The sequence below is a fragment of the Peribacillus frigoritolerans genome (assembly GCF_001636405.1).
Taxonomy (GTDB): Bacteria; Bacillota; Bacilli; order Bacillales; family DSM-1321; genus Peribacillus; species Peribacillus frigoritolerans.
Window position 1 is genome coordinate 3,391,273 of sequence record NZ_KV440950.1, and the last position, 12,139, is coordinate 3,403,411.

The 12,139-nt window shown below is 39.7% G+C and carries 9 protein-coding genes and 1 pseudogene; 2 read left to right on the top strand and 8 right to left on the bottom strand.

All coding sequences use genetic code 11. The annotated features are described in order from the left end of the window. Positions 1 to 163 precede the first annotated feature (163 nt). The 8 genes and pseudogenes from A6755_RS16235 to A6755_RS16265 all read right to left on the bottom strand — a co-directional run bounded on the left by A6755_RS16235 (position 164) and on the right by A6755_RS16265 (position 10,353). Complete coding sequence (locus A6755_RS16235) at positions 164 to 1,738, bottom strand: class I adenylate-forming enzyme family protein (protein WP_063591320.1); 1,575 nt, start codon at positions 1,736 to 1,738, stop codon at positions 164 to 166. 27 nt (positions 1,739 to 1,765) lie between these two features. Next, on the bottom strand, positions 1,766 to 2,938 hold the full coding sequence (locus tag A6755_RS16240; protein ID WP_063591321.1) for an acyl-CoA dehydrogenase family protein: 1,173 nt from the start codon (positions 2,936 to 2,938) through the stop codon (positions 1,766 to 1,768). A 168-nt stretch (positions 2,939 to 3,106) separates the two neighbouring features. Next, positions 3,107 to 4,012 (bottom strand): LysR family transcriptional regulator, encoded by a 906-nt coding sequence (locus A6755_RS16245; RefSeq protein ID WP_063591322.1) that lies wholly within the window; start codon positions 4,010 to 4,012, stop codon positions 3,107 to 3,109. 117 nt (positions 4,013 to 4,129) lie between these two features. Further along, entirely contained in the window at positions 4,130 to 5,368 is a 1,239-nt protein-coding gene (locus A6755_RS16250; RefSeq protein WP_063591323.1) for an MFS transporter, read from the bottom strand. 264 nt (positions 5,369 to 5,632) lie between these two features. Beyond that, positions 5,633 to 7,612 carry an alkyl/aryl-sulfatase gene (locus A6755_RS16255; protein ID WP_063591324.1) on the bottom strand — a complete coding sequence of 660 codons (1,980 nt, stop codon included), beginning with the start codon at positions 7,610 to 7,612 and terminating at the stop codon, positions 5,633 to 5,635. A 629-nt stretch (positions 7,613 to 8,241) separates the two neighbouring features. Continuing rightward, positions 8,242 to 8,727, bottom strand: a complete 486-nt coding sequence (locus tag A6755_RS16260; RefSeq protein ID WP_063591325.1) for a DUF2975 domain-containing protein — start codon at positions 8,725 to 8,727, stop codon at positions 8,242 to 8,244. A 214-nt stretch (positions 8,728 to 8,941) separates the two neighbouring features. After that, a pseudogene (locus tag A6755_RS28275) lies at positions 8,942 to 9,237 on the bottom strand (IS1595 family transposase); the annotation flags it as partial. Positions 9,238 to 9,474: 237 nt separating this feature from the next. After that, positions 9,475 to 10,353 (bottom strand): LysR family transcriptional regulator, encoded by an 879-nt coding sequence (locus tag A6755_RS16265; protein WP_034312547.1) that lies wholly within the window; start codon positions 10,351 to 10,353, stop codon positions 9,475 to 9,477. Between the two features lie 245 nt (positions 10,354 to 10,598). On the opposite strand from A6755_RS16265, the gene A6755_RS16270 reads away from it, so the two are divergent. Together A6755_RS16270 and A6755_RS16275 are read left to right on the top strand one after the other, a co-directional pair. Continuing rightward, positions 10,599 to 11,228, top strand: coding sequence for a chromate transporter (locus A6755_RS16270; RefSeq protein ID WP_244889682.1), 630 nt, complete (start codon positions 10,599 to 10,601; stop codon positions 11,226 to 11,228). A gap of 48 nt (positions 11,229 to 11,276) precedes the next feature. Beyond that, positions 11,277 to 11,822 carry a chromate transporter gene (locus A6755_RS16275; RefSeq protein ID WP_226990396.1) on the top strand — a complete coding sequence of 182 codons (546 nt, stop codon included), beginning with the start codon at positions 11,277 to 11,279 and terminating at the stop codon, positions 11,820 to 11,822. Positions 11,823 to 12,139 lie beyond the last annotated feature (317 nt).

The window sequence follows — 12,139 nt, forward strand, 5'->3', positions numbered from 1 at the left end:
CTCACTTCATTAAACGTTCACTGCAACGTTAATTATACTCATATTCCAAACACATCTTGGATATAGCACATAAAAGCCTCACACGTCCTGGTTCCAGGTAAACGTGCGAGGCTTATTTGCATTCCTCTGCTCTATCTTATATTTGCTATAAGTCTCAATTTTGCTAAATGGTTAGAATACCTTGTGAAAACATCTTTCTTAATTCTTTTTTATCTATTTTTCCAATCGGCGTTAATGGGAACTTATCAAGAAAATAGGCAATTTTAGGAACCATATACTTAGAGGTCCTTTGTTTGCAGAAATCAATTAATTCCTCACTAGTACAGCTCAATCCTTCATGCAATGCTATCACGACACACACTACTTCTCCCCAATCTGGATGGGGAACGCCAATGCATGCGCTCAATGCAACAGAAGGGTGCTGGTTCACCACTCGCTCCACTTCTGAAGAATATACGTTCATCCCGCCTGTAATGATCATATCTTTCTTCCTATCTACAATATACAGGTAACCGCTTTCATCCCATTTACCAATATCCCCCGTGTAGAACCAGCCATCACGGATGTATTCACGGGTAAGATCCGGTCTTTGATAATATCCAACCATCATGGCTGGGGACTTTACGATGATTTCTCCAAACTCGGTTGGTTTTACATCATTTCCATTCTCATCAATCAGTCGAACTTCGGTAAGAATGCACGGTTTTCCACAGCTTTTCAAAACTTCCGGATTATTATGATAAGCCCATACATGAGCGCTCTTCGATAGTCTTGAAATGACAATATTACATTCTGTCATGCCGTATTGCTGGCGCATGATAGGCCCGAATACTTCAAAAGCTTCTTTAAGGCGCTTCTGCGAAATCGGTGACGCACCATAGAAGATATTGCGCATGGAGCTCATATCATATTCCATCTTCTTGGTCTGATCAAGAAGCCTGTATAACATGGTCGGTACCATGAATGTCGTCGTGATTTCATGTTCCTTTATCGCCTGTATGAATGCTGCAGCGTCGAATGAGCCCATCACATAAACATGGACGCCTGAAACAAGGGATCTCCAAAGTAGTGAACCGGCTGAATGCACAATGGGCGTACTTAGCAATACCCGGTCCCGGTCGTCCAGCGGGTCTTCGATAGCTGCAGAAAGTATCGCGGCGCCGAGTCCTTTCTGGGAATGCATGACGCCTTTGGGTGTACCCGTTGTCCCGCCTGTATAGGACAGAAGGGCAATGTCATCTTCTTCAGCTATTGGCAAGTCTAAATTATTTATTCCACCAGGCCATTTAAACAGTTCAAACTCCTCCGGGTAATTACTAGTAAAGCCAGGGAGCCCAATGACATGGACATCCTCCTTCTTCATTTCTTCCAAATACTCTAAGAAGGTGTCAAAGTGTGTCTGTGTAGCAATTATGACCACTTCTGGTTTTGCTTCCTTTAAAATGAATTGTATTTCTCGTTTTCCGAGTTTTTCACTTAATGGCACCAAGGTAGCCCCGCATTGCTGGACGGCCAAACCAAACATCACACTTTCTAAACTGTTTGGAATGATGGTCGCTATGCGGACGCCCCTTCCTGCACCTAAACGCATTAAATAAGAAGTGATACGTTCTGTTTTCTTCCATAACTCGTCGTAGGTTATCGTTTCTCCGCTTGGCAACAAGGTAATAGCCGGCAGGTCACCGAATCGTTTCATTCCTTTATTCATCAGTGACTGAAATGTCAACTTATGCAGCATGAATTTTTTCCTCCCCCGAAAAAGTTTTCACCCTTTTAATAGTGCTTTGGCAATTGTATTTTTTTGAATCTCTGAGGTTCCGCTCAGAATCCGATACATCCGGGCACTCCTGTACATTTTTTCTACTGGATGCCCTTTTACCAAGCCTTTGGAGCCAAAGATTTGGATGGCCTTGTCAGCCACACGGCTATTGACCTCTGAAGCAAACAGCTTGGCCATGGACGTACCGGCCCGATCCTCTTTTCCTTGATCAATTTTATCAACCACATCATAGACCATGCATTTTGCTGCATAGATTTCCGTCGCCATATCTGCGAGCATATGCTGAATTGCCTGGAAGTCACCGATGGGCCGGCCATACTGGACTCGCGTTTTGGCATGTTCAATAGATAAATCGAGAAGGTGTTGAGCCATTCCGATAAAGCCGGCGGCATGGGAAGCGCGATTTGTATTTATTCTTTTCAATCCGAGCAGCAACCCTTTTCCTGGTTCTCCGATTATATTGGCGGCAGGCACCCGACAATGATTGAAATTCAATTCGGCATGTATGCGTTCTCCTGATAAGGGAACTTGAATGTCTCCTAGTTCAAACCCTGGATGTTGTGGTGTTTTTTTATCAACTAGGAAAGCAGTGATCCTTTCTTTTTCTCCTTTCCGGGATTCTTTCGCTATGACAATGGCGAAATCAGCATAGGGGGCCGCACTGATAAAATGTTTCTTTCCGCTTAATATATAATCATTTCCGTCTTTAACGGCTGTTGTTTCGATAGCGAATGCATCCGAACCTGCATTTGGTTCTGTAAGGGCAAAGCAGCAACTCACTTCTCCCGTCACAACGGGCATCACATATTTTTCTATTTGCTCCGGTGTAAAACTTTCCAACATCTGACCAATTCTTAGCGGCCCGCCAATCTCCCCTATAACCTGCCCCCATAAAACCGCTCCGGAACGTGCCAATTCTTCCTTGAACATGCATAATCCTTTTAAGCTTACTTCTTGTCCGCCATATTTTTCAGGGAGGTTAATTCCGTAAAAGCCCAATTCCCTGGATCTTTTCCTTGCCCATTTTATGGCTTCCATCGGAATATCCTCTTCAGCGTTCAAGCCATGCTCCTGTTCATATGGAAGCAATTCATTTTGGATGAAATCCTGCAACTTTGTTTGAAGCACCTCTAATTTCTCTTCCTGGGTCGTAACCATATGTTTCCCCTTTCGATTTTTATTTTCGTCTTACTTTTTAAATATTTGAAATGTTATAAAATCAATTTTAAATGTAAATAATATTTAAGTAAAATAAGGATATATGATATAAATATAAAAAATATTGATGTAAATAAAAAAATATTAGTTCCCTATCATCATAGGAAACTAATATTTAAGAGTGGTGTAGAATTCGAGACATTTTATAAACTCCCTGGCAGCTTTTGAAAAGTACTGCTTCTTAGAGCAAACGTAACCGAATTCCATTGTATTATTTTCCATCTCCACCAAAGGAATGGCCACAAGCTCCCCGCTTAGGAAATAGGGGTCGCTGTTAACTCCAATATCATAAGAAAAGGCAATCGCTAATCCCTCAGCGACGGTTTTTTTGATGATCTCTGTATTATTTGTGAAAAACAAAATATTCATCTCACCGTAATGATCAAAAAAAACTTTAATGAACGACTTCATTCTTGGTCCATTGTAAATGACCAAATTTTGGTCCATAAGCTCTCGTGGGGTTATGCTTTTACGGTTAACTAAAGGTGAGTTCTTACTGACCATCACAATCACTTTTGCTTCCATCAAAGGTTGGAATTCCAACTCAATTTCTTTTGGTTTAACCTTTGGGATATTCAATAGCCCGATGTCTATCTTACCATTCCGTACTTCTTCGGTTATCTCTTGTCCCCCTTTTTCTTCAATGACAATTTTCACCTTGGGATACTTCTTCTTAAATAAGGCCAAGGATTTAGGCAAAACCGTTAGAAATAAACCTTGTGTTGATGAAAGGCGCAACTCTTTTTCCATCGTATCTGAATGTATTTGGGCACTGTCTCTTATTTCTTCCAATTTGCTTAATACTTCAAGAGCTTTCTGGATGATTTCCTTTCCGTCTTCTGTAGGTATGGTTCCTAACCTTGACCTCTTGAAGATTTTTATACCTAATTCCTTCTCCAAACTCGTAATGGCCATACTGATTCCAGATTGAGAGATATGGAGGCTTTCTGATGCCGTGGAAATCGAGTTAACCTCGGCTACCTTAATGATATATTCTAATTGTTCAATATTCATGGTTTATTCTCCTTCTAGCCTATTACTACTATCATACCTCGAACAGAAAGCCCTTTCAATTTTAGAGAAGTGGAATCAGAACACCTCAAGCTGTATCCTCAAAAGCAGAATCCAGTTTTATACAATGGTAGATGTTTTTTCGTATTCTTTAGCGGGTTGTGCCTGATTATTTTTAATAGATACGGCAACAATCGTTCCCAATAACGCTATTATCACCAAAAACAGGAAAGCGGCATTATAGGAGTCATTAAACAGACTGATAATCAAACCGAGGGCTAAAGGAGAAACCGCACCAGCAATTTGACCGGCAAAAGTTACGAGTCCGGAGGCAGAGCCCGTTAGTTCCTTTGGTGAGTATTTTATGATGATCGTATATAGAACGGTTCCAAAGAAAGACAGTGCTACGGAGTTGAGGGTGAGATACGTGATGATAAGTCCTATAGACGTGGCGTTAGACATTAAAAAGAGAAAAATTGCCGATAATAAAGCGCCTGCAGCGGCAAGATACTTCTCCCGGTTAGCCATATGTTTATCCAGAAGCCACCCGCTTACATTAAACATCAAGAAACCAAAAATATAAGGGATTGCCAATAAACCTCCGGCGGCTATTAAATCCACTCCTTTTTCTTTAACCAAATATATAGGCATCCAAGTGATCAAACCATAGTTGATAATATTTGATATAAACTTGAATGTTATGAGTTTCCAAATATTTTCGATTTTAAATAACAGTTTCAGAGCAACCTTTTTTTGTTTCGGTTTGTCTTTTTTAACCTCTTGATTTCCTTGAGGCTTGAGAATGAACCAAATTCCGAAAGAAGCCAATATCCCTAGAATTCCGGCAATGGTAAACATGCCCCGCCAACCGAATGCCACCACCATTGAAGCAGCAAGTGCAGTACCTAATATCCCGCCAATATTTTGGGCAGACAGGAAAAACGAATTTGCCCGGCCCCGTTCTTCTTCCGGGAAGTTATCTCTTATAGTGGACATACTGGCAGGATAGAAAGGCCCTTCACCTAACCCGAACAGAAAACGGATGAATAATAAAGACATAAATGACCAAGCAAACCCAGTCATTACAGTGAACAAGGACCAACTAAACAAAGAAACAGTAACCATGACCCTGGCGCCATACTTATCGGTCATCCATCCACCAAGCGGTTGCATGAGTGAGTAGCTAACAAAAAATATACTAATTAAAATACCTGTCTGGGACGTAGTGAGATGAAACTCTTCTGCAATAGGAATAATCCCGACATTTATGGCGACGCGATCAAAAAAACTTAAAATCATTCCAACAAATAAAAGGCCGCTAATCATTATTTTTCGTTTCTTACTTGCATATAACTGCATTTACCATCACTCCATTTTTTCATATTTTCACAAAACCTCGGTCGCATAGGAAGCGCTTACAATCCCCTTCGAATTACAAAACTTGAAATTTTCTTTTTACGGTTATTGACTTTTGTTCTGTAACTATTAGGAGCGTTTCATAAAAAAATAAAAACGAAACAGGATGCCTACAGGAATAATTAATACATTCAAACCCACGAGACTGCTAAGTAGACTCGTGGGTAACCGATCCATCCTGGTTTCAGAATATGAAGTGGTTGATTATCACGGAGTTACGATATTAACCTTTGGTTGGAATTGATCCAGCAAAGTCAGGAAATCTTCAAACTGTTTTTTATCACCGGAAATGGCAACTTTACCGGCTGCTTCCATTTTGGATAAATCTTCACGTCCCAGAGCAATCTGATAGAAGGTCATTTTATCTAATGTTAATGCTGCATCAGGGTTGGACGCTATTTTCCCTTTATTAAAGTTCAATACAGAATTATTCAGATCGATCGTGTAATTGGTTTTCGAATCTGTAAATGTCAAATTGAAAGTCATATTCTTATTTTCCGCTTTCATTCCGTTTAATTTAATGGACAAGAATTTCAGGAAATCATCCATTGGCGTATCGAGATTCATCATTCCGCCACTTCCCTTCGAGTCTGCCACACCATTCCTTAACTCGTCTGCGCCAGTAAGATAGAAATTACGCCACACAGAAGATTCTGCTGTGTATCCTAATTGCTCATAAGCTTTAGCCAGTAAATTTTTTGCTTCTGTATTTTTCGGGTTAGCCATGACTACATGCTTTAAGACTTGAGCCACCCAGCGATATTCCCCTTTTTTATAATCGAGTTTTGCCTGTTTAATGACCTTCTTTTCCCCACCCATATATTGTACATATTTAGCGCCCGATTCCTCTTGTGGTAATGGATCCAAGTCAGATGGATTACCGTTGAAATATCCTAAATAAAAGTTGTACACCGCCTTTACGTTATGTTTCAATGTTCCGTAATACCCCCGATTGGCCCAGACTTTATCCAACTTTTCAGGAAGCTTTAACTCTTCCGCGATTTCATCAGGTGTAAGTCCTAAATTAGCTAATCGTATAGTTTGGTCATGAATATATTTGTACAAATCACGCTGACTCTCCAACTGCTCCAAAACATCGTCCCTTCCCCATATGGGCCATGTATGGGCTGTAACCATAGCATCTATATCCTCGTTTCCAAACAGATCAACTGTTTCATCAAGTGCTTTCACCCATTTTAGGGTATCTCTGGTTTTAGCTCCCCTTAATGTATAAATATTATGTAACGTGTGTCCGGTGTTTTCCGCTACCACTAAAGTTTTGTAATCATTGATATAATAATGCATTTCAGATGGAGCTTCCGAATCCGGTGTCAATAAAAATTTAAATGTAATTCCGTCTATTTCCACCGTTTGAATATCATCCTTCACTTCCATTGTTGGAGGTAAATAGCTAAAAGTTCCGTTACTTAGTCCTGGGCCAATACCAGAAGTAACAAATCCCCTTTCACTTGCGGGTAAGAGATTTCCAAACATATAACCTGCACGGCGAGACATTATATTGCCTAAAAGAATGTTTTCACTTAGCGCTTCATCGTTAAAACCTGCCGGGACAATAATCGGCACTTTAGCTGGATTTTCAGCATATTGAGCAATGCCTTTCATACCGCCAAAGTGATCCGCATGACTGTGACTAATGACAATTGCACTTACTGGATTTTTGGGCCGATGTTCAAAATAAAGCTCCATGGCTGCTTTGGCCGTTTCTATAGTAGAAAGTGTATCCAAAACTATTAATCCTGTTTTTCCTTCCACAATGGTAAGCACTGATAAATCCTGGCCCCGAACTTGATAAACGCCATCCACCACTTTAAATAAGCCTGTTATATTTTGTAACTGAGCTTGCCTCCACAAGCTTGGGTTTACAGTAAAGCTTGCCGGCTGATCTTCTTTGATGAATGAATATCGATTACTATCCCATACCACGTCACCTTTTGAATTTTTAATAGGATTCATATTCAAAGGCGCTATAAATCCTTTATGTGCATTCTTGAAATCTTCTTTATCTGTAAAATTCAACTGTTCATAAAAAGCCTTATTTGCTGAGATTGTTGCATCTGTTGCCGGCATCGGCTCATCTGAAGCAGCATTTGTAACAGAAGAATCTGCCAGTAAAATAAAAACAATGGGAACGGTTACAATTCCTTTTATAAAAGATATTTTGGACATTTCATACCCCTTTCTAAGTAGATATCTTGTATCTATTCCGAATGTCGAAGTCGTTTTTTTCGATTTTTTTGAATAATATGAATTTATCTTATAATTAATTTGCCATTAAGTATATTTCCTATTTCTAATAATAACTTCAATTTTATTTATATAAAGGCAATGTTAAATTCTAATGTTGATATTTGACCATAAGAAAACCGCCTTGGTGAAAAGGCGGTTCAGACTGTAGACAAACTTGATGAAAATCGAGTTTGTCTACAGTTTTTTTTGGCTTGTGCAAATTTGGACGTTGATTTCCACTTCAGGCATTCGCTTTCCGCGGGCGGTCCGGGAGCCTCCTCGGCGCACTTGCGCCTGTGGGGTCTCCCTTTAACTCGCTATTCCTGCAGGAGTCTCGTACCTTCCGTTCCAATCAACTATGTTTAAAATTTTAGATGGAACTCCTTTTGCCTACAGTCTTTTTTGTTTTAAAATAGAACTATTAAAACTTAAGGTGATGAGGATGCTTTCGAAACAAGATTCTATTCAGCGAGATCAACTTGAAATGATTACTTTAGATCAACTGGTGCCTGCGAATCATTTAGTTCGTAAAATTGAGGCTTCCATTCAAAGTCCTACATATCCTTTAATCATTCATTTTTCGACATTATATCTGGGGCATTTTTTAATGGCTTTTGAAGTGCGTCCACAATGGCTGCGATGATACTTGTTGCTAAAATACCCATTAGACCTAATGATGTAGGACCCGCTGCATCATCACTACCTGTGACTTTAACAAGCACCCTTAAGCTTACTATTCCTAAGAAAATGAGGAAAATGACTGTAAAAGCACATTTCTTTATAATCTTCAAAGATTTAAGGGATAATTCAGAGAAAGCCTTGTTCTTTTCGATGTAGGTTAATAGTTTATATGCTTGATACAACGCAATAGAAAACGCAATACAGAATCCGTATGCACATACTAAAAAGGGGATTAGGAAGTAAGCCGTATCTGGATGTACCCTTGCATCTCTAACGGCTATCTCAGGCAACCAGATACACAAAGCAACCACTGCAGTTCCAGCCAGAAAAATAATTACCTTTAAGAAAGTGGTTGAACCTCGTTTAACATTCATTTAAAACACCTCACCTATTTAATGACAACTTGATTTTAGCATATTATTTATCGTATAACAGTAAATTTATATTGTTTTTATTTATATTATTATTGTTATTGAAATATCTTTTTAATTTTAACAAAAATAAAAAGCACTTCTCATTACAAAGAAATGCTCTTACTTTAAAATGTTAAATTTACAACTTGTTCAACAAAACTGCCCGTTTAGATTTATGTGGTCTTCTGGTGCATCGAAGAGGCGTGTTTGTGAGATCGGTGAAGGTTTGATGGCAGGCTTTACAGCGGTAACGCTGCTGTTTCACCTCTCCAGCACATGTTTTAATAACGTAGCACAACAAAATGGCTGTCGCAATGTTGGCAGACAAGAATAGCTTTATGCTTTTGTACCTGGATTTCATCAATTGCACGAATAGGAGCCGACATCGGTTTCGTTCGAGACTGCAAGCAATATACAAGTTGCTGTATCATTTAATGCATTGGCGAGCTTCTTTATTTCCTTTAACTCCACGCTATACCATCTCCGAACCATCATTATACTTTTATTATGCCCATTAATCCCTTTGTTTGTCTAACCGAAGACTGAACAACAAAATACAAAATGCCCCTCCCGATAGAGAAGAACTTTTATAATCAATGCAGTATATTCAATTTACCATGACTTTTGCTTGCTGCCGGGGCTACGCCGTTAACCACGAAACTGAAAACGCTGCCAATTGTAAGTGTGAACAAAGGCAGCGTCCCATCCTTATTGAAGAAAATCAACAAATTTAGACACTCCTATTTTATTAAAACGCTTGTTTTTCCTGACTAGCCATAAATTTCTTGCCATATTTATTCTGTATATATCCACTTCCCGCAAAAAGCCTTGCTCCAATTCTCTGGCCACTGTCAACCTTGGCAAAATGCTGATTCCAAGTCCAGCTTCAACCGCACTTTTTATCGCTTGTGTACTGCCAATCTCCATGTAGCTTTCAATTTTTTCTAAAATCCCATGCTCCCTTAGCATATTTTCTACGATAAGCCGTGTTCCGGAAATGGATTCACGCCAAATCATCCTTTCATTTCCCAATTCCTCTAGCTGTATTTCTTTTCTGTCTTTCCATGGGTGGTCGGATGGACATACCAATATCAACTCGTCTTCAGCGAACTTGTCTACAATAAAATCGGTGTTTTCCACAAGTCCTTCCACCAAGGCCAAATCAATGACATCGTTTGAAAGATCCTCCAAAACCCGGGGCGTATTTTTTATCGTCAATGTCACTTTTATTTCTGGCTGTTGTTTTTTGAATCTCCCAAGCAAGCTAGGCAACAAATACTCGCCGATAGTTAAGGAAGCCCCTACTATGAGATTTGCATTGTATTTCCCCGTCGATTGCTGAATCACTTCTTTTGAATGGTTGAAGTCATTTACTATGGCTTTAGCAAAAGGGTATAACAGCTTTCCTGCTTCTGTAACTCTCAGCCTTCCTTCCTCACGGTCGAATAACAAAGTGTTATAATAATTTTCCAGTTGATGGATCTGCCGTGTTACAGCGGGCTGAGATAAGAAACTTAACCTCGCTGCCTGGCTTATACTTCCTTCATCCACCACTAAACAAAACATTTTCAGATTTTCCAATTTCAAGGAAACGACCTCCATGTTTTTAGATAGTTTATTAAAATGATAGCATCTTTAGGTAAATGGTGAAATGAAAATAGGGAGATAGATTCTAAGGCTATTCAATTATTGGCGGCATTCTTTATAAAACGGATGAATCTTCTGGGTATAACGTTTTGTTATACCCGATGATTTTGTTGCAATTTACCCAGCCCTTTTTCTTTGATATGTTAATGATAAGAATTAAACAAAGCATGCAAAGGAAGTGACTGATGTCAATGAAAGGACAATGGAAAACTCTATTCCAATTATTTTGGACCTTTTTTAAAATAGCACCTGTCACATTCGGAGGCGGGTTTGCGATGATCCCTTTAATCGAAAATGAAGTGGTGGAAAAGAGAAAGTGGATGAAAAGCGAAGAAGTTACGAATGTTTTTGCTTTATCTCAGTCCGTACCGGGAGCTGTCGCCATTAACTCCGCCACCTTTATCGGCCATCGAATTGCCGGAATGAAGGGGGCAATGGCAGCCATGATCGGTGTTTCATTACCTACCTTTTTAATTGTTCTGCTCCTGGGCATTGTGTATTTTTTCATTCAGGATAATCCGAAGATAGAATCTGCTTTCATATCGATCAGAGCTTCCATAGTAGCCATCATCGCCTATGCGGCTATCAAGATAGGAAAAACGGCAGTTGTAGATAAATCAACTTTCTGTATTTTAATAGCAGGAATTCCCGTCCTCTTATTTCTTCACCCTGTGATGGTTATAATAGCAGGAGCTCTAGCGGGTATTGTGACCATATCCATTAAGAGAAAATTAGGTTACGAGGTCAAGATGGACAAAAAAGATAGGAAAACAGAAGAAAATGATTTCGAACCTTTCATGGGTGCTGGCATATAGGTAAATCAAAAAAGGGTCTAACTAATTTTTAAGAAAGCATGTGATGGAATGATGGAATTGTGGGAGTTGTTTAGCACCTTCTTTATTATCGGCTTTGTATCTTTCGGAGGCGGATACGCCATGATTCCCGTAATAGAATCGGAAGTCTCACAGCATGGATGGATGACAACGCAGGAATTCACCGATATAATCGCCATTTCCGGGATGTCCCCAGGACCTGTCACCGCCAATAGTGCCATTCTCGTTGGCTATTCGACTGCTGGGTTAGCAGGAGCCATATCATCTGCTCTAGGAATCTTGCTTCCTGCCATTATATTCGTAACCGTTATAGCCACATTTTTCAGCAAATTGAATCATTATCCAGTTGTTCAATCCATGTTTTATGGATTAAGACCGATTGTCACTAGTTTGATCATCTTTGCAGCGATCAGTTTAGCACTTTCCAATCATATGATAGCCGTGAACTTTTCATGGCATACGATAAGCTTACTACTCGTTTTTGGTTTATCGTTATTTGCCTTAATGAAATTACGCTGGCATCCAGCCTATGTAATTATTCTTTCCGGTTTAGTTGGTGTTGTCCTCTATTCATGACAAGTGTCGCACACAAAACCATCATTAATTTGGACAGGAATTAAGCAGAAAAATTGAAGAATGATTGATACTGTATAAGTGCGAGAAAGCTATATTAAGTTTATGTATTTACCAACAAAAAACACCCTGAATCCAATGATTCAGGGTGTTCAGACTGTAGACAAATTCAATGAAATTTTAGGGGTTTGTACAATTTGAACGTTGATTTCCCCTCCAGGCACTCGCTTACCAGGGGCGGTCAGGGAGCCTGCTCGGTGCCTGCGGGGTCTCCCCTGGACTCGCTTTTCCCGCAGGAGTCTCGTACACCCGCTCCAATC

Excerpts from the sequence above, each read along its gene's own strand:
- A6755_RS16235 (WP_063591320.1), bottom strand. The coding sequence starts at position 1,738 with ATGCTGCATAAGTTGACATTTCAGTCACTGATGAATAAAGGAATGAAA.
- A6755_RS16240 (WP_063591321.1), bottom strand. The coding sequence starts at position 2,938 with ATGGTTACGACCCAGGAAGAGAAATTAGAGGTGCTTCAAACAAAGTTG.
- A6755_RS16245 (WP_063591322.1), bottom strand. The coding sequence starts at position 4,012 with ATGAATATTGAACAATTAGAATATATCATTAAGGTAGCCGAGGTTAAC.
- A6755_RS16250 (WP_063591323.1), bottom strand. The coding sequence starts at position 5,368 with ATGCAGTTATATGCAAGTAAGAAACGAAAAATAATGATTAGCGGCCTT.
- A6755_RS16255 (WP_063591324.1), bottom strand. The coding sequence starts at position 7,612 with ATGTCCAAAATATCTTTTATAAAAGGAATTGTAACCGTTCCCATTGTT.
- A6755_RS16260 (WP_063591325.1), bottom strand. The coding sequence starts at position 8,727 with ATGAATGTTAAACGAGGTTCAACCACTTTCTTAAAGGTAATTATTTTT.
- A6755_RS16270 (WP_244889682.1), top strand. The coding sequence starts at position 10,599 with ATGTCAATGAAAGGACAATGGAAAACTCTATTCCAATTATTTTGGACC.
- A6755_RS16275 (WP_226990396.1), top strand. The coding sequence starts at position 11,277 with ATGATGGAATTGTGGGAGTTGTTTAGCACCTTCTTTATTATCGGCTTT.